Annotated in this window: 15 protein-coding genes, 1 tRNA gene and 2 pseudogenes; 7 read left to right on the top strand and 11 right to left on the bottom strand. The window is 50.0% G+C overall.

Going from position 1 to position 18,523, the window contains the following annotated elements:
- Nucleotides 1–50 precede the first annotated feature (50 nt).
- The gene (locus AGA_RS03090) at nucleotides 51–476 is read right to left on the bottom strand and encodes a phage holin family protein (protein ID WP_059022979.1); all 426 of its coding nucleotides are present in this window, start codon (nucleotides 474–476) and stop codon (nucleotides 51–53) included.
- Between the two features lie 40 nt (nucleotides 477–516).
- On the bottom strand, nucleotides 517–819 hold the full coding sequence (locus AGA_RS03085) for a hypothetical protein (RefSeq protein ID WP_059022978.1): 303 nt from the start codon (nucleotides 817–819) through the stop codon (nucleotides 517–519).
- A gap of 73 nt (nucleotides 820–892) precedes the next feature.
- Here AGA_RS03085 and AGA_RS03080 point away from each other — a divergent pair, with 73 nt between their 5' ends.
- The 7 genes from AGA_RS03080 (at nucleotide 893) to AGA_RS13390 (ending at nucleotide 7,420) form a co-directional block, all read left to right on the top strand.
- Nucleotides 893–2,014: an ABC transporter ATP-binding protein gene (locus AGA_RS03080; protein ID WP_059022977.1), complete on the top strand. Its 1,122-nt coding sequence runs from the start codon at nucleotides 893–895 to the stop codon at nucleotides 2,012–2,014.
- Nucleotides 2,015–2,104: 90 nt separating this feature from the next.
- Nucleotides 2,105–3,160: an extracellular solute-binding protein gene (locus AGA_RS03075; protein WP_231945984.1), complete on the top strand. Its 1,056-nt coding sequence runs from the start codon at nucleotides 2,105–2,107 to the stop codon at nucleotides 3,158–3,160.
- 415 nt (nucleotides 3,161–3,575) lie between these two features.
- A complete protein-coding gene (locus tag AGA_RS03065) occupies nucleotides 3,576–4,046 on the top strand; it encodes a YcgN family cysteine cluster protein (protein ID WP_059022974.1) in 471 nt (156 codons plus the stop codon).
- Nucleotides 4,003–4,722: a M48 family metallopeptidase gene (locus tag AGA_RS03060; protein WP_231945982.1), complete on the top strand. Its 720-nt coding sequence runs from the start codon at nucleotides 4,003–4,005 to the stop codon at nucleotides 4,720–4,722. The genes AGA_RS03065 and AGA_RS03060 overlap by 44 nt, the downstream gene beginning before the upstream one ends.
- A 77-nt stretch (nucleotides 4,723–4,799) precedes the next feature.
- Nucleotides 4,800–4,885: transfer RNA gene (locus tag AGA_RS03055), tRNA-Leu, on the top strand.
- Nucleotides 4,886–4,981: 96 nt separating this feature from the next.
- Nucleotides 4,982–6,589 (top strand): DUF6538 domain-containing protein, encoded by a 1,608-nt coding sequence (locus AGA_RS03050; RefSeq protein ID WP_059022973.1) that lies wholly within the window; start codon nucleotides 4,982–4,984, stop codon nucleotides 6,587–6,589.
- 144 nt (nucleotides 6,590–6,733) lie between these two features.
- Complete coding sequence (locus AGA_RS13390; protein ID WP_083503527.1) at nucleotides 6,734–7,420, top strand: MT-A70 family methyltransferase; 687 nt, start codon at nucleotides 6,734–6,736, stop codon at nucleotides 7,418–7,420.
- Here the strand turns inward: AGA_RS13390 and AGA_RS03045 are convergent.
- The 9 genes and pseudogenes from AGA_RS03045 to AGA_RS03000 form a co-directional block, all read right to left on the bottom strand.
- Nucleotides 7,417–8,238: a BglII/BstYI family type II restriction endonuclease gene (locus AGA_RS03045; protein WP_059022972.1), complete on the bottom strand. Its 822-nt coding sequence runs from the start codon at nucleotides 8,236–8,238 to the stop codon at nucleotides 7,417–7,419. The two genes, AGA_RS13390 and AGA_RS03045, sit on opposite strands and share 4 nt — an antisense overlap.
- A gap of 135 nt (nucleotides 8,239–8,373) precedes the next feature.
- The gene (locus tag AGA_RS03040) at nucleotides 8,374–8,847 is read right to left on the bottom strand and encodes a hypothetical protein (RefSeq protein ID WP_059022971.1); all 474 of its coding nucleotides are present in this window, start codon (nucleotides 8,845–8,847) and stop codon (nucleotides 8,374–8,376) included.
- 90 nt (nucleotides 8,848–8,937) lie between these two features.
- Complete coding sequence (locus AGA_RS03035) at nucleotides 8,938–9,258, bottom strand: hypothetical protein (RefSeq protein ID WP_059022970.1); 321 nt, start codon at nucleotides 9,256–9,258, stop codon at nucleotides 8,938–8,940.
- Between the two features lie 815 nt (nucleotides 9,259–10,073).
- On the bottom strand, nucleotides 10,074–10,595 hold the full coding sequence (locus AGA_RS03030) for a RidA family protein (RefSeq protein WP_059022969.1): 522 nt from the start codon (nucleotides 10,593–10,595) through the stop codon (nucleotides 10,074–10,076).
- Nucleotides 10,596–10,599: 4 nt separating this feature from the next.
- Nucleotides 10,600–11,016: a c-type cytochrome gene (locus AGA_RS03025; RefSeq protein ID WP_059022968.1), complete on the bottom strand. Its 417-nt coding sequence runs from the start codon at nucleotides 11,014–11,016 to the stop codon at nucleotides 10,600–10,602.
- Nucleotides 11,016–12,618 (bottom strand): annotated as a pseudogene (locus AGA_RS03020) (FAD-dependent oxidoreductase). Before AGA_RS03020 ends, AGA_RS03025 begins: the two are co-directional and overlap by 1 nt.
- A gap of 90 nt (nucleotides 12,619–12,708) precedes the next feature.
- The gene (locus AGA_RS03015) at nucleotides 12,709–15,348 is read right to left on the bottom strand and encodes a TonB-dependent receptor plug domain-containing protein (RefSeq protein ID WP_059022967.1); all 2,640 of its coding nucleotides are present in this window, start codon (nucleotides 15,346–15,348) and stop codon (nucleotides 12,709–12,711) included.
- A 248-nt stretch (nucleotides 15,349–15,596) separates the two neighbouring features.
- Nucleotides 15,597–15,992: pseudogene (locus AGA_RS14010) on the bottom strand (hypothetical protein); the annotation flags it as partial.
- A gap of 65 nt (nucleotides 15,993–16,057) precedes the next feature.
- Nucleotides 16,058–18,058 carry a tetratricopeptide repeat-containing sulfotransferase family protein gene (locus AGA_RS03000; RefSeq protein ID WP_059022966.1) on the bottom strand — a complete coding sequence of 667 codons (2,001 nt, stop codon included), beginning with the start codon at nucleotides 18,056–18,058 and terminating at the stop codon, nucleotides 16,058–16,060.
- Between the last annotated feature and the right edge of the window lie 465 nt (nucleotides 18,059–18,523).

Genomic DNA, 18,523 nt, shown 5'->3' with positions numbered 1-18,523 from the left:
CCAATGCAAATTTGGAATGGAACCTATGGCTTAACCTAGACTGGACAGATTCAGTCCTTTTTACCGCGCACGATATCCCACACCTTGCGGGTGCCACCACGGCCAACAGCGGTGGCGACCGTAGCCGTAACCGCAGCCATGGTTACGGAGTCGCGCATTTGGGTCATGCAACGGTCACGCATGATCCGGGCTTCCACTTCCTCCGTTGTCAGGTAGGAGCGGCGACCAAACAGAACGCACACCAGAGCCGCCAGCACATCCAGACCAAAAACGGTAAAGGACGCGCCGACCGGCCCGAAGTGGCCAACAAACACGAGAAGAATCCAGAGCAACCCATGCCCCGTAATCAGGGCAAAAAGGCCAAATACCGCAGCCATAATCAGGCAGGCGGCCTGACGGCCGTAACGGATGGCCATCTGCTGCATAAGAGAAGACTGGGCAGATAGGGCGGATTTACCAAGATCAAAGATACGCATGGGCTCTGGAGCTACCTTCGTGCAGATGACGCGCAAAGCGTCAGCGAGACATGCGCCCGATGATAAACCCTACCACGCCAGAAATGGCAATGGACAACCAGGACGAGCGACTGCCTGTGCGCTTTGCAAGATCGTTACGTGTATGATCCGCCAGTTCGCGCGCATTGGCAACTGCCTGTTCCGTCAGATCTCCGGCTTTTCCGCCTGCGCGGCCCAGTGCCGGAACAATATGTTGTGTAACCAGGCGCTCAATATGGGCCTTAACGGCGTCCAGTTCCTCCCGCGCGGAATCCGCTGCGGCTTCACCAGCAAGCTTAACGTCTTTGATTTTATCTGATGACATGAAACAAACCTCGTTGACTTTATCGTTTTAAATTACAACACCCTATGTAACCCACAAAAAAGGACATAGTTGCATGCCGCTCGCGCATGGCTCACCCCCAGCTTTAGCGCTTACGGATTTGACTGTCCTACCCGGCGCGCCCCCACTAACTTTACGCCTTCCCGCTGGCCGTTGTGTTGCCCTGCTGGGAATCGGTTCCAACACGCAGGATCTGACCGCACTGACCGAGGAGCTGGCTGGACGCCGCCCGTCCTCAGGGCAGATATGCATCCAAGGTGTGGATGTCAGCCATCAGCCACAAGGCAAACGTGGAATTTCGACTCTGGGTCTGCACGCGCCTCTTTTTCCGCACCTGAACGTGACAGACAACATTCTCTTCCCCCTGCGCGCCATGGGCACAATGCCCAAGCCAGAGATCAGCCGACGACGTGACGAGATGCTGGCCCTGACCGGGCTTGATGCAGCACGCGCGCTGCTCCCTCCGGCACTCTCTGCGGAGCAAACTTTTCGGACGGCTCTGGCCCGTGCGCTTATAACCTCACCCGACCTGTTGGTGCTTAACCAGCCGTTGGAGGGGATGCCTCCACAGGTCGCCAAACGGTCAGTCGTCTTTTTGGAACGTCTCCGACAGGCTATTGGCCTGACCTCCCTGTTCCTCACCCGCGACCGCACAGAAGCTTTTATGGCGGCCAATACCATTGGGGTGATGGAAAACGGCTGCCTGCTCCAACTGGCCGATGCGCCAACCCTGCTCAACCGCCCTGCGACCCCGGCCGTGGCGTTGGCTTTGGGAGAAGCCAATATCCTGACCGGCAAGGTCCTGCGTATTGATGACGACATTGCCGAACTCCGCCTGCCATCTGGCGAAACCGTGGAAGCCATGGCGGATGCAGATCTGGAAGAGCACGATCTGGCCAGCATCTGCGTTCTTCCTGACAGGCTTTCCGTCCTTTTCCCACGACAGGGAGAGGCCGAGGATATGATGGAAGCTGGGGACCTGCCGTGTTCCCTTGTTTCGGCCCATCACCTTGGCCACACCATTATCATGCGGATGCGCCTGCGGGATGGGACGGAAATAACCGTCAATCGCCCCCCTGTACACACCCAGCGGGAACTTGGCGCTGGTCGTCCGGCCCTACTTGCATGGCAAACGCAAAATGCTACAGCCTTTCCGATGGATAAAAAAAACGGCTAGATTTAGGTTGGCGGTTCTAGTCAATCATAACGACGCATGAGGTTTCCCCTGTTCTCTTTCCCTTTCCTGAACATACCCAACAGGCAGGCATTGTCCTCCCAGGAACAGGGGCAGGCATCCTCTCATGGTGCTTTGTCGCGCCGCAGCGCGTTGCTGGCTGGTCTGGGGTGCCTGACACCCTTGCTGCCTGCACCTGCAACAGCCCGTCGCGTGCAAAAGCCAGCAGCAGATACAAGCCTGCATATTCTGACCTTTGCTGGAAAAATTGCCGAAGCACAAAGTAAAGTCCTGTTCAAACCTTACGAACAGCTAACCCACCAGAGTATTGTGCCACACGGATGGAACGGCCAGATATCCGACCTGCAACGCGCTGCAAACCAGACACACCACAGCGTGGCAGCCGCCATGATGGAAAGCAGCAGCTTGCGCCTTGGTTGCGACCTCAAGCTTTTTTCCAGCCATCAGACAGACAGTTCCGCCACTAATTGCGGCCAACCTTCTGCCGCCATTGATTACGCTATGGCATGGGACAAGGCCCGTTTTGACACTGCACCCAGTTGGTTGGATTTTTGGGATGTTGCACGCCACCCCGGCCGACGCAGCCTGCGACGAGACCCACGCATGACGCTGGAGATTGCCTTGCTGGCCGATGGAGTGCCCGCCAATGCACTTTACCATGTTCTCGCCTCGCCAGAAGGCGTGAACCATGCGTTTCTTAAACTTGAGCAGTTACGTCCCTATATTGCGTGGTGGTCCACGCCAGAAGAAGCCGGGCGTATTCTGGCATCTGGGGGAGCGCTTATGGGGTGCGTACCCACGGGAGAAATTCTGGGTTCTGTCGACCCGGACCGTCAGCGCTTTGGCCTTTACTGGCAGCAACGCTTTCTGGTGCAATACGGATGGGGCGTGCTGGCATCTGCCGCCAAAAACACGGCGGCTCTGGCTTTTGTCTCATGGCTGGAGCAGGCCGCACAGCAGCAGGCCTTTGCCAATGCCTGGCCCTCCCTCCCTTCCATAACAGAACTGAACACCCTTACACCGCGCATTGGCCGCATTCCTCCGGCCATTGCGGTGGATGACACTTTCTGGGCCAACAATCTGAACAAACTGACCGAGCGTTTTCAGCAATGGCTCCGCCGGATATGATTCCTTTTTTTGTAACCCATGTTCCGTTTTGCACTGCTCTCATCTCTGGTCTTATCATGTGCATGACCAGTCTGGTGGGTGCTGGTGCGTTTCTGTTTCTGACCATAACCTGCCGTGCGGAGCGGTCTCTTTATACCGTTGCCCTCGCTCTTCTGCTGCCCTGCACTGGGCTGTCCATTACACTTCCTTTTCTCATGTCTTCGGGAATGACGCCATTTTATCAGGGCCTTCTTCTTTTACCGCTCCTTCTGGTCCCGCTCTCTTTACCCATAAGAACAGTGCAACCCAGTTGGTCAGCAACAGCACAGGAAATGGGGGCTAACACACATGCCAGACTACGCCTTTTCTGGTGGCCTCTTTTGCAAAAACCCTTTTTTCTGACCGTTCTTCTCTCAATCTTCTGCAGCATTGTACAATGACATCGCCTTCTCATCCCTTCTGGAAAACCGTCCCTCTTGCTGACATGACAACCGAACAGTGGGAATCCCTCTGTGATGGATGTGGTCGATGCTGCCTACATAAACTGCGTGATGATGAAACAGAGGAACTGTATTACACCACCGTTGCGTGCCGCCTTCTGGATGTAAAAACCTGCCAGTGTACGGACTACCCCAAGCGCCACCGCAAGGTACAGGACTGTATTACCCTCACACCGGCCATGATTCCTGAACTGGACTGGCTACCGCCCGATTGCGCCTATAAACGACTATCAGAAGGGCGTGACCTGCCATCCTGGCATCCACTCATTACCGGAGACCCCAAAACAGTTGTGGAATCCGGTGCCTCTGCATCAGGACGCTGCATCAGTGAAAGACGCGCTGGAGCTCTGGAGGATTACATCGTTGACTGGCCCGCAGAACCTGCGACACCTCCCAACGGAAATTGATACCCCGGAGCGGAGAACCTTAAAGGTCGTCTGGAAACCTTCCAAACGTGCCAAGCGCCTTTCCCTGCGCATTGCACCACAGGAGCAACACCTTGTTGTCACACTTCCGCAAGGCTGCCCACCAGCTCAGGCGCTTTTGTTTGTGCAAAAAAACCACCGCTGGATTGATGAGCGCCTGCAACGGCTAGAAAAAACCCCATCTTTTTCAGCGGGCAGCATCATTCCCATTGAGGGTAAACCCCACCTTATTGTTCACGCTCCGGATCAAGTGGGAGGAGCATGGCTTGAACATGATCGCCTTATGGTGAGCGGAGAAAAAGCATTTGTGAACAGACGTGTCGCCGATTTTTTGCGCGCTCATGCGACAACTGTTCTGAAACGCGAAGTGCAGACAATGGCTGATAATACCGGATTACACCCATCTCGGGTTGATATACGGGATACATCCAGCCGTTGGGGAAGCTGCTCCTCATCGGGCAGAATAATGCTCTCTTGGCGCGTGATCATGGCGCCACCTTTGGTCCGCCATTACCTGATTGCCCATGAACTCAGCCACCTGCGGCATATGAACCATGGCCCCCTCTTTTGGCTGCAAGTCGCCAACATTACTCCGCATAGAAAACAGGCGGAAACGTGGCTACGCCAGAAAGGCCCGCTACTTTTGCACGCCAAATAACCCAAGCGTTTGCGAGACAGCCGAACCATGCTAAAGAACTGACCCTACCTGTCCTCACAATGGACTTTCGACCCTGTGCGAACTTGGCGGAATGGTAGACGCAGGAGACTTAAAATCTCCAGCCCGTATGGGCGTGCGGGTTCGAGTCCCGCAGTTCGCACCACCCATAACATATTGATTTCATTGACTTTTATGGTCTTTCAACAACCATAAAAGCCTTGTCTTCTACACAAGGCTTCTACACACAGAGGCCATTCTTGTGTTGATTCGTCTGCCATCCGGCTACCATTTCAGGCGTCGCGTCCCTTCACATATCCGTGATGTGATTGGAAAAAAGGAGCTATGGCTTTCCCTTGGCACTAACAAACGCGAGGTTGCTAAACCATATGCGTGTGCAGTTTTCGCAGAGACCGAAAGGCTGTTTTGTTCCGTAATGCACCTCAAGACAGAACTCAGCGAAGACGAAAATTTTATCAGGGATGAACTCCCTGAAGACGTGCGGGAACTCTTTGACCTGCTTATTCAGGACTATCAGCTCAGGATTGCAGAACTCCAGACGCAATATGACCATCAGAAACTCAGACATTCCATGGACAGTCTGGAACAGATGGAAAAGCTGGAGAAAGCCAGAACACTGACTGGTAAAAGTGTGCATCTGCTGGAACGCACTGTCACAGACCTGAAAAAGACCAAGGCCACCCTTCCGGCTCTGACGGATATCCAGAGCCAGATTAAGGACATGAAAGCCTTTCTGGCTCCCAAGGAGAAGCCTTCTCCCCTGTTTTCAGAAGCGATTAAAATTTTTCTGGAAAGCAAGGACACCACAGTCAAATCCACTGTGGTCAAATCCTACGAACGCACCTTCAAACGCTTTCTGGAGGTCTGTGGGGATAAACCCATGCGGGATTATACCGGGGCAGATGTTGGGCATTTCAAAGCCCTGATGGAACAGCTACCGGAGAGTTATGGCAAACAGCGCAATCACACCCGAACAGTTCAGGAATTTGTGGCAGATGCGAAGAAACGCAAACTGCCACGTATCTCCGGGAAATCCGTCAAAAACCATTTCACCAAGCTTTCCGGGCTTTGGAAACATTTCCTCCTGCGTGACCTTGTGGACCGTAACGTGTTCACAGGTGGCTGGCAGTTCGACACCCAGTCCAAAACCAATCGTATGCGTTGGAGTGACAGCGACTTAAAGGCTATTGCAGGCCAGCCTTGGCAGTTTGGCACCATCAGCCACAAGGCAGCTTCCATGATTGTGGGGATTGCGTCTTATACAGGGATGCGACTGGAAGAAATCTGTCGTTTAAGACCACAGGACATTCAGGAGATACAAGGTATTCCCTGCATTCTGGTGCAGGACCACCCTGCCGTTAAAGGCAAACCCTGGACAGAATGGAGTGCGAAGACAGAGGCCGGGAAACGTGTTGTTCCCATTTGCACGGCCTTGCAGGAAGCCGGATTGCTGGACCTTGCCCAGAGAGCCACGAACCAGAAACGTCATTACCTGTTCCATGACCTTGATTTTAAGGGGCAAGACAACAAGCGTTCTGCTCACTTCCAGAGAGACTTCAGCAAGTTCAAATCACGTCTGGGCATTGGCAAGAGCGTGGTGTTCCATTCATTCCGGCATAACGTCTCGACCAAACTCAGAAACATTCATGAGCATGGTGAAGGTGGGTTACGTGAATCCTGGATTGATGACTTTTTGAGGCATGAAAGCCACGACAAGTCAGTGGGAAGCACTGTCTATTTCGATGATGTGGATATTGTGAACCTCAAAAGGGTTGCAGAAAGCGTGAAATATCCTGAGTTTTGGGATGCGGGAAGTTTGTTTGCCTCTAGAAAAAACTTGCCATTGTGAGAACAATGCAAGAACATGATGCAACTTAATGTTTTAGTCGAACCCAAAGTTGCCAAAGAGCAAATCGTTTGCACCTAAAGCATCCGAACGCTATCAACGCAAGAGTATCTCTTTTTTGTTCGCCAACCTTGATTGTGACATGCAATGCCAGACCGTAATTCTCCACCAAATGCGATAAAAGATTTTCTGGAGGTAGCGGAGAACTGTCAGGCTAGAACTGTTCTGGCGGACCCTCCTTGGCAGTTTACAAACCGTACAGGAAAAATCGCTCCAGAACATCATAGACTATCACGTTATTTGACGATGACACTGGATGATATATGCGCCTTGCCAGTAAAGGATGTTGTCGCTCCAACAGCTCACCTATATCTGTGGGTACCAAATGCTTTGCTACCTGATGGTTTACGGGTAATGCAGGAATGGGGATTCACCTATAAATCCAATATTATCTGGCATAAAATCCGCAAGGATGGCGGTTCTGATGGGCGTGGGGTTGGGTTTTATTTTCGCAATGTGACCGAAATCCTGCTGTTCGGTGTCCGAGGTAAAAATGCCAGGACACTTCAACCAGGTAGAACGCAGGTTAATTATCTAGCGACCCGGAAGAGAGAACATAGCCGAAAGCCTGATGAGCAGTATGATTTAATAGAAGCGTGCTCTCCCGGTCCTTATCTGGAAATGTTTGCTCGTGGACCACGAGAAGGATGGACAGTATGGGGCAACCAGGCTGAGGATTATGAACCTTCCTGGAATACTTACAAACATAACAGCCACACAGAACGTCAAAAGAAGACGCTCCGTGGCAATACTAGATTAATTGCAGTAGATTAATCTTCAGAATCATCTTCTGCTTCCGAAGAAATTTCAGAAGCAGAAATGCTATCTCCAGCACGTATTACAGGATTTTCGTCTTTCCACTTCTCAAAATTTTTAATCAGAGAAGGTCGAATACCAAGAGCCAAAATAGGACACCCACCTCCCCTACCGGCTTCTATTCGATAAGTTAGCTTTCCCATCCATGTCGTGGATGCACCAAACTTACCTTTACTCATTTCCTTCACGGATCGACGTTGCAACTCGTTAAAAGCAGGAATTAACTCTGCACTTCTAGTTAGCAAAACACCTGCTGAGATAATGTTACAATCATAAAAGCTTCTTAAAGCATACAAATCCCTGTCAAAAGTTTGGTCTTTTGAGTTCCATTCCATGTCAAATGCCACACGCTTTTTTACAAAATCTATTTTGTGACCATCCACAAAAGAATCAATTTTATATTGCTGTATTTCATGCGGAGCTTTATTCCCCCGCTTACTGGGGTCGATATAAGTAATGCGATTAATCAAAAGGTCTGCCGTGACACGCGTTTCTCTCCAGCCCAGAGGATGGAAGAGTGCTTCAACACCTTTGGCTATGCGTGATTTATTACCACCCCCGACAATGATATCATCAGGAAGAATACTAAAAGACATCAAGGCATTAGTTAATTCGCGAAACTCCTCCTTACAGGATGCAGAAAGTATCTGAGCCGCATTGCGATAACTCAGGACTTCATAGAAATCAAAAAATCCATCAGGAAAAAGAGAACGGTCTTCTATATCACGGGAATTAATAGTTATAATCTTCGGAATATCATCCGTTGAAACACTCATTACAAACCACCTTAAATCTACCAATTTTTTTTTGCATCTTCCGAATCGGAAGGAGTATAAAATTTTAGCAGGCCCAACTCTTCATAAATAGCTATAATGTCTTGAAAGCCCACACATATGCCAATTTAAGGAGAATTATTCCAATCCCTTCCTTAATATCAAAATATTATTGTATAGAATTTCGTGCCCAGTATTAATATAATCTATCAAACCAATAATATATTCATGTGCATTAACGCCAGAAGGCTCTTTTCCAGAAAGACTTTCATTATATTGCCACCTAATAACTTTTATATAATTTTCGTTTAAAATATTCAATTTCTCCAAATCATTTTGTAAAAGAACCGGGGAAACACGCATAATAGCCCTTCTACACTCCTGAAATTTCTTCTCTACAGATTTGATATAATCGGAGTTATTTTGCGATTCCAAAAATATGTTGGGATCATAATTTTTATATTCATCCATGATAGTTTGAATTGCATAATTGATATATGCAGTTTTTGCTTTTTCTTTCTCAATATTCCGAGAAAATTTGTATCCGAAAAAAGCAACAGACAATGCTGTAAGTAAACTAATAAACCTAATTATTAAAGGTAGATAACTCATGAAAAGATCTCGATAAGATTATAACTATGAGATTACATACAACTTGACATCACGTATCAAAACCCCATGTTTCTGATATGCGCCATTACCTCACGCCTTCGTTAGCATCATACACCTTCTGGCAAAAGTGATCGCTTTCTTCTTCATTCTGTCAGGAAGTTCAATTCCCATTTCCTGAAAACGTTCCAGCAAAGCCAGAACAGCAGAGGAATCCTCTGCACTAACAGCTGGTTGCCCATTGGTAGCCAGCAGGGCTTTCCCTGCGTTTCTGTCCTGTTTGATTTTTTCCAGAATAGCCAGTGTCAGCCATTCTCCGGCTTTTATGCCCTGCTTCTGGCTCTGTGTAATCACAGCTTGCCGGACATCAGCAGAAATCCCCCTGATACCCCATGTTTTTGTAATGTCTTCCATATGTTTCCTTCTCTGTTGAACGGACCTGTCCAACCAGCATGACAGAGGAATCAGGCAAGAAAGACTGAGCATTAAATGGAATGGCTCAACAGCCAGTTTGATAGGAAACCCGGATACAAAAAAGCTAGGGTTCAATAGCAGAAAACACGGCAGGATGTGTCACAGAAGCCGGAACGCAAGACTTTGACGCTCCCCAAGGCTCCACACAGGAAAGCCTCTGTTGTCGTGGAAGTCACGAAAAAGAAACGGACAATCAAGAAACCCTTGGCTCTTTGAGCATATACCCAGAACGGAAAATAGTAAAAATACAGATGGTTAATATTTTATATCCATTATAGATACCGAGAAATTTTATAACTTGGTTTCCCATCGCGATATGCTCGTCCAGGATATAAGTTACTCTGCTTGAAATCTGACATCCACCTATTATCATTGCACATGCACATATTGTCTATCTGGTGTATAAAAAGCGTCATCTGATCGAAAACATGTTCGCAAATCTGAAAGACTAGAGACATGTTGCGACCAGATATGACCGCTGCGCTCATACTTTCATGTTAGCAATCCATCTCCCGGTCACTTTTATCTCAAAGAATGAGTCCTGTGCCTAGCCGCTTCATACAGCCATTTCCCCACTCTCCATATGAGGAATAGAATCACACAGAAGGGCCGAAAACCAGAGGGTTTTTCGAACCCGTCACGCGCTCAAAGCAGGAACAGTCCAGCCAAACGATATAGACTATCGACCAAACTGAACTGCCCCTGAACAACAGAGACACAGGCTTGTAATTTCCCTCCCCCTGTTATTGATTCATTTAATGGTGGGAGGGGCGTACCGCCACTACCTCTATTTCTACTAGCCAGCCGGGATTAGCCAATTGTGCTACGCCAAAAGCAGAACGAACCGGCAGGTTTGGCTGTACCTTTGTGCCAAAAAACTTTGTGTAACTCTGCATCATTCCATCAAAATCAAGCTTTTTGGTCTGTGGATCCGCCACCATAAAAATATGCATCTGCACAACATCGCCCATTGTCAGCCCCATGCCTTTTAGCGTGTCTTCTATCCGTTTAAGCGCTCCTTCGGTTTGCGTAGCTGTGTTGCCATAGGCGTCCAGACTTTTTGCAGGGGCCTTCGGGTTGATAACAGGAGCGCCCATGCCGCTCAGGAAAATAGTGGAATAACCCGCAGGCACCTCTATCGCCGAGGCAATGGGAAAAGTTGCTTCGTTATGGCGTACAATATCACTCTGCGCATGTGCTGTTGCAGACACCCCCATACCCACAAGAGCAGTTGCCGCAAAAAGGGTCGAATTTCCAAGAATTTTGAAGACACGCATGAATTTACTGCTCCTCGGCTGTCAGATGGGGCCGCATGAACGCGACTTCTGACGGGTTGATTTTATCTTTATAATTATTGCCAAAATGGGTGCGAATATAATCCACTACATCCGCAACCTGTTTATCGCTTAACAAACCAGAAAACCATGGCATGGCTCCGTAACCGTTAAGGATAACCGTAGCAGGGTAACTTGTAACCTGTAACCGCGGGTTATGCGCCAGAGCAGGAATTTGTGCCCCAGCCCCGACAGCCCCTTGTCCGTCCGCCATATGACAACTTTGGCAGATATGACGATAAATAGCCTCACCCGATGGCAAATCGGCCATTTTACCCGATATGGCACTTGCACTGTCCGCCCGTGCAAAACCAATAGGCACAACAACAGACATCAACATCCCCAAAAAGAGAAATCTACGCATCAGGCGGCTCCCAGTGCTCGTTTGTGCAAACGCGTAACCGCATCCAACGCGGAAAGAATGGCGCCCTCCTGCCAGCAACCTACATACGACGCATGTTCGCCCGCCAGAACAAGCCGCTGGTCAATCGAACACAGCGTTTTGTAGTGGGTTTTACGCGCTTCCTCACTCCACATCGAGCAGCATCCCAACGTCCAGGGTACCCGGCTCCATGCAAAGCTGACGCCATTCAGGAACTCCTTACGGTATTGAGGGTGAAGAGCTAGCCCCTGTTTTATACCCTGTTCCAGCCGTTCCTGTGGGGTCATGCCCGCAAAGTCATACGCGGCAGGACCAAACATATACCCTCCCAGCAAGACCGCCGGCCCCTTGGAAAAAATACCGTGGCTTGGGTAGGAAATCTGACTGATAGGCTGGTCAGTAAAACTGATACCACCGTAGATCTGGTCTTCCTCCTCCCAGAAACGCCGCTTGAACTCAAGACCAAGTTTGACGGAAGACGCATATGGCACGGCACTTATGGCCGCCTTCATTCCATCACTGACCTGCACATCCAATTGCGACAGAATGGAAAGTGGTATGGTGCAAACACAGTAATCAGCCTTAGCCTGCCTGACCACGCCACCATGCTGCATATCATTATATGTTACGCTCACACCACTTGCATCCTGATGAATAGCCGTAACCTTGCAGTTCAGTTGCAACAGGTCCTTTACCTGCTTGGTGAAAGCCTTGCCAATATTGTCCATCCCCCCAACAGGCTGGAACATGGTTGTCTGCATATCCAGTCGCTCGTGAAAGGCCATCCAGTTCCACAGACCAGACTTCCAGATTTCGCTCCTCTTCATCAAATCAGACGGGATAGGAGCGCCATCCAGACCACCGCCCTGTGGTTTTTCAAACCCACGTCGCAGCGAACTGATAGTACCTTTAGTATAACTGAGATCTGAGGTCAGCGCGCCCCATCCCCGCATGGCGTCAGCAATATGCGCAGCTTCATCCGCACTCACCAGATCATCCAGTTTATGCTGGTCCACCGCCTTTGCCAGCAGCTCCGCCGTAAAGCCGTTAAAATCTGCAGCGAGTTCCCTATATCTTACCGCCTTACCACCGAACGATCCGGTTGAGTGGAGCCAACTATTATGGTTGAGTTCAATAAAGGGTTCGAGTTGTACACCAAACTCACGGCAGTAATGCAACAGTCCTTGATGGTGGTAAGGAATGCGCCAAGGGCCGGGGTTAATATAATTCCCTGATGCAAAGCTGACTTTTTGCGTTGCTCCCCCCAACTCTGTTACCGTATCCCCTCCACGCAGGCTGATGTTACGCCCGCCACTACGGCTTTGGAATTCAAGAACCTTAACATTATAACCTGCTTTGCGCAGTTCGTAAGCACTGAGCATTCCCGCGAGGCCTGCGCCCAGAACCAGCACGGATGTACCCCGCTTTGCTCCGGACAGATTGGGCGGGCCAGAAAAAATCCGTGCCCATGGCGTGCCCCATACTGGTCATGGCCTGATAAAGTGCAGCACTCCCTGCCAGTGCACCGATACGCGTGAGAAGTTGCCTACGAGATTGTGGCTGACTATGTGATGGACTTGCCATTGAGTATTCCTGTTTTTTACTTATGGCCTCTTAAAAAAGAACCGGTAAAAACGCGGAGTGTTTAAAAATCGCCACTCCGCATCATCCATCTTAGAAATCTGCGTTCAAACGCCCATAGTAGTACGCACCAGTGATAGGCACCTGTAGCGAGAACTGGTCATACGGCTGCGCGCCACGTGAGTTGTTGATCTGTGCAACCATGCGTGGTTTGACATCTGCAATATTGTTGACGCCAACAGCCATGTGCCAGTTTTTGTTAAAGCGGTAACCAATTTCAATATCGGTCATCCAGCGCGGTGTGTTTTTGAACTGATTGAAGCACACATTGGAGTAAGCCAGCTTTCCGCCCCCAGAGCAGGGTGTATTCTGGTTCTGCCAGTCGTAGTAGCTGAGCATGGAGGTGGTTTCCCCATACCGAGTTTCGCGTACGTTAAAATCCCAGTGTTGATAATGGTAGAAGGCATTCAGAATAATTTTGCTTCGGGGATAAGCCGTAGTAATGTAGGCAATATTCTGCGCATTCAGCAGAGGATTACCATTCGTATCTAGCGCATTATGGTGCAGACGAGTTCGGTTAAGATCGAGCGCCATCGTCATTGTCAGACTGCCTGCGGTGCGGAAACGGAACGTATAATCTGCTTTAATGTCCAGCCCCTGTGTACGCGTGCTGGCACCGTTGGTCATGAAGTATGCAGAAACATTGTCTGCGATGAGACCATTAGAAGGAAGCAGGTACCCCAGTTGCTCAATGGCTGAGATCGCAGCTGAACCATTAACCGTGCCGCCCCCCACAATCCGATCACGTAGGTTGATCTGGTAAACATCCGCTTCAATATGAAATCCGTTGATCGGCTCAAGAACAATCCCGCCACTTGTACTGACCGAGCGTTCCGGTTTGAGCTTACTAGCCCCCAACGTGCGCGCTGCTTCAGAATCAACCGGCAACAGGCCAGATGCTCCATTAGGGTCGACGTTCATTGCAGAATAATGTTGTTCTGGGAGCGTTGGTGCACGAAAGCCAGTGCTGATGGTACCACGGAAGGCAATACGGCGGGTTACGTCATAACGTGTGGAAACCTTGCCGTTTTCCGTATTTCCAACATCGGTATAATGTTCAAATCGCCCAGCAAAATCCAAATCCCAATTCTTAAACGGGTGAAAGTCTCCATCCACATAACCGGCCCAAATATCGCGGCTCCAGCTGCCTGCACTTTGCGGGCCAATACCGGCATACCCCTGCGTACCACCCAGAATATAAGAAGCTGGGTCCCCGGCTGTCAGGTCATAGGTTTCCAGCCGGTGCTCAGCGCCAAACGCGAGAAGTACTGGTACTTTTTTGGCGATATTAAAGTGACGCCGGAAATCAAGATTATTGGTCCATTGTGCCAGTCTATAGGTTTCGGCCCGCACATTTGTGGGCGTCCAGCCACATCCAAGGGATGAATAGTTGGCGGATGTTGGATCAAGCGAGCAATCAGAAGATAGCATACCGGTATTGGCGGTATTTTTGTTGCCGATTTTGGTTTCATCCGCACCGTAGGTCGTACTTAAATCCCAGTCAAAACCATAAAAATCATCGCCTTTAATGCCAATAGTTGCTGCGTAATCGTTCTCCCGAATGGTTTCAAGTGGAGAAAAACCGGACGGGTAATAGGTTGGTGCAATAGTCGGAATACGATAGTTTTCGTAAGCCTCACCGTAGCGATGAGCATAAGTAATCAACCCATAAAAATCGATGCCGTCTGTAATTTTTTTTCCAAAATCAATAGCGAGGTTTTCTCGCGTTTCTTCTGGCGTGCTCATGATCTTGTTGGAATCAAGCGGTAAGTTCATGGCGTTGGCAACAAGGCCGTTGTAATAGCCTGTCGTCGTTGCCCCTTCTGGCCAGTATCCTAGCAAACGATGGTCTTTTGTTTTGACAACGTAATGATCAGAATGTGTGATCTGGCCTGAGAGGTGGATATAACCATCCTCCCCCAACTTCAAACCACCATCGGCATTCAACTGATATTGCCAGCCATCGCCGTTATAGGCATTAGCTCCTGTCTGGGCTGACATATGCAGGCCATGATCTTCTTTTTTGGTAATAATGTTTACAACACCGGCAATGGCGTCCGAACCGTACATGGCGGCTGCACCATCTTCCAACACTTCAATATGATCAATGGCATTTGCCGGAATCATGTTCAAATCAACACCAGTTGAACCAAACTGAGGACCGGCATCCGCGACAATGTTTGCGGTAGAATGACGACGCTTCCCATCAACCAGAACCAGAACTTCGTTCGGGTTGAGGCCTCGCATCTGGATAGACGAGGTCAGTGCGGCACTATCTGCCGCCATGGCCTGCACGTTAATGGAAGCATAGGTACGGACGAGTGAATCTGCGAGATTGACCTGCCCTGAACGACGCAACGTTGCAGCGGATACTACTGTAACCGGAGTCGTGCTCTGTCGAGCCTTACGGTTGGTTGAATGGGTGCCGGTTGAAACGTTTATGGTTTCAACATCCCCGGCATACAGGGCTTTGGTATTATCTTTTTTATGGGTGGCTGCCACCGAAGATACGGAGGAACTCTGAGGATTTTGAGTGCTTGCTCCGACACCGGAGTGTTCATGCGAAACCTTCCGATGTGCTGATGTGGTTCCTGTCGTTTCCGCTACAGAGATGGAAGGGAAGACAGTGCAAAGTGTGGTGGCAAGAAGAGAAAAGCGGCGTGCTAATCGCATGTTCTGTGTCCCACTTGTAAAGCATTATTGCTCCATTCCTCGTATTCCATTCCGATTTCGGAATGGAATAAAAAACATGGCTGAATTGCATATTTTGCACGACGTTGCGAAATGGCAACAATACCTAATCTACTCCGAGTATAATGTGGAGGGTTCGCAAAACTCTCTGGTTTTGGGCCTTTCTGTGTGGGGCCATTCCTCATATGGAGAGTGGGGGAATGGCTGCATGAAGCAACTGGGCTCAGGACTCATTCTTTGAGATAAAAGATAAAGGTGGCCGCGATATGGATTGCTGACATGAAAGTATGAGCGCAGCGGTCGTATCTGGTAGCAACACGCCTCCAGTCTTTCAGCTTTGCGAACAGGCCGTCCCTGACCATTGCACACGGCGTGACGTTTTGAATTCAGTCTGCCTTTTGTTCGTCCGATATGACGGAGAAAAGCCCCTTCTTGAGCACGGATGCCGATGTCCAGTGCGCCTTGAGATGTGTTGCATCAATCATCAGGCGCTTTGAACGGCCAGCTTGTTCTGTCGGGGTGACAAAGATCCTGTCAAAGACACCCAGGCGACTCCACCGGATGAAGCAATTATACAAAGTCTTGTGCGGACCATACGCTTTCGGGACGTCTTTTCTCGAACATCCGAGCGGTTGTGACACCTTCTCAAAAACCGACATCGCTGAGGCTGTACACAACATCGTAGTGCGCTTCATATTCTACTTTCAAAAGGAGTTCTAAGCTTGGTCGGCCGCCCTTTAAGTCCATCCAGCAATGGCTGCAAAGTTGCAGCATCTGGACGCCAGCGCCCGACAGCACTGCGATAGATTGGTTGACGGACCTGCGCCAGACTGGAAGTCATGACCTTGCGACGGCATTCATAAAAACGCAGGCAGGTTTCGTCCCATGGCAGGTCACAATAAGCGATGATACGCCGAGCACTAGCTTCCAGATTCTCAACGATATGCTCGTAGTGAACATTGAGGATCGCACCTTTCGGCAGAACCCGAGACCAGTGCGCCATCTGTTCCTGATAGTGATGGTAATAGCGGCCAAGTTCGCCCAGATCGAATGCAAAATCCAGATGGTCAAATGGGATTGAGAAGCAGGAAAGGCAAGTGTCTATTGGGTCACGGACGGTATGGATGATACGTGCATTAGGCCATAGCTGCCTAATAAGCCCAATATAGTTAAAATTATCCAGCATTTTATTGGAAATACGTGTTGGTGCGTGCTCCCCGGCCCAGTTGACTACCAGTTTGTTCAACCGACTGAGATAATCTTCGGCGATGAAATGCCGGTCACGTACACTCAGACCCGCCAGCGAAGTCCCCAACTTCCAGTCTGGAAACCGTTTGGCAGCATCTTTGAGGGTATCGGATAGGGTACTGACCTCGCCAGCGCCGTAAACTTGCGGATGGCTGGCCAATATCTGTTCAACAAGCGTTGATCCGGATCGCGGCATGCCAACGATAAAAACCGGGCATGCCGAAATGTGGCCTGTCTCGGCAGTCGCTGCGATTGCCGCAGCAGTAAAGTGTTTGCGTACAAGTCTGGCGCCTTTAACTATCCGTGTTTCATCATAGGGGATTGCGGCACGACGGAGCGCATTAGCCTTCAGTTGATGATTGAACGCAGTACAATGTTGACCGCTATCAGCTAGCGCCTTGCCGAGCGCAAAATGAAGGCGCATTTTCTCCTGATCACCTAACGTATCTTCTCGTTTGACAAGCATTTGCATGGCGGCCAATGCAGGGTCATCGGCCATGAGCTTCGTCAGGAGAGTAAGGCTTAGATAATAGTTGGTTTCGTTCGGATCCAAGGTAATTGCCTGACGCAAATGCGTAATTGCCAGATCAATGTGGCCGAGTTCGCGCGCGATCAAAGCTAGTACGGCATGAAACCATGCATTGTCAGGCTGTAAAGCGCAGGCTTGTTCAAGGTAGTGCAGTGCCTCAACATGGCGCCCAACTTTGCGTAATAACGAACCTGCGCCAGCATGAAAGGCAGGCAGGTTTGGATCGTGGTCCAAAATGGCACGGCAGCAGGCTATCCCCTCTTCCACGCGGTCAAGCTCGACCAGAATCTGGACTAGATTGCGCGCACTCTCCGTGCAGACTGGATTGTAGGACAGAGCCAAACGAAAAGGCTCAATGGCCTCCTCGCTTCGTCCGGAGGCATGCAATGCTTTGCCCAGACCATTAAGAGCAGATATATCCTTACTATCTACGGCCAGAACTGCACGGTAGCGGGCAATCTCTTCGATGTTAGCGTCAATTTCCAGAAGTTCATGATAGCGTTTGACCCTGTTCTTATGATGGTCGAGCGCCGTCAGGGCCTTTTCCAGTCGCGTTTGTGCGCTGGGGAAGTCAGGTTTTAATTTGATCGCCTCGCGGAAAGCGACAATTGCATCCTCTAGTCTTCCAGTATTGTACAGTGCAAAGCCCAGAGTATTAAAAGCTTCAGCATTCTGCGGCAGTAAGACTGTGGCACGTTGAAGGAATGGGATAGCCTGCACGAAATGCCGCTGCCAAGTATGAATCGTTCCTATAAGCAGCAAAGCTTCAGGATGATCAGGCGCTTGGGTGAGAAGGGTGGTCGCGTAACGCAGCGCATCATTAACCGCCTGATCCATGCCTGTCTCACTGGAGAGGTTGATTGCATTCGCACCACCGTTCTGGATGGAAGCGGTATCTTTGTTGACGTTCTGCATGCGCGAGTATGTGTGGAGGACGCTGATTGGCTTGTCAATTTGCCCCGCAAGCACATATTTCCAGCCCCGTTGCTTCCTGCGCGCTAAGCCGCCAGCTCACTCGGATCCCCAGGCTAGGTCTCCGGAGTGTCGCATGATCTGGGAGCTCTTGAACAACTTGAAGGCGAGTTCGGTCTACCAGCGTGGGCGATAGGCCCCCGGCGGATATATCTGACGCCGGGGCTGTCATGAGGAGGAGCCACACGAGGCAAAGGAGGTTATAATCTCTGGCGTCATCTCCGCGATGACAAAAAGCAGAACGATGTCACCTTTGCAGGAGCGTCACGTCGTCCGGTTCAGCAGGGTATTACAGACCAGATTAAAAAGCTTACCAGTATTGGACGTTATGCCAGCCACATTGCAGTGAGCGATGTTAGCCCACATAAGGCTGATCGGCTGGAAAATGGAAAACTTGTTATAAAATAA

Origin of the sequence: Acetobacter ghanensis (assembly GCF_001499675.1) — a bacterium.
In the GTDB taxonomy this organism is placed as follows: domain Bacteria; phylum Pseudomonadota; class Alphaproteobacteria; order Acetobacterales; family Acetobacteraceae; genus Acetobacter; species Acetobacter ghanensis.
This window is presented reverse-complemented; position numbering and strand designations above follow the sequence as displayed.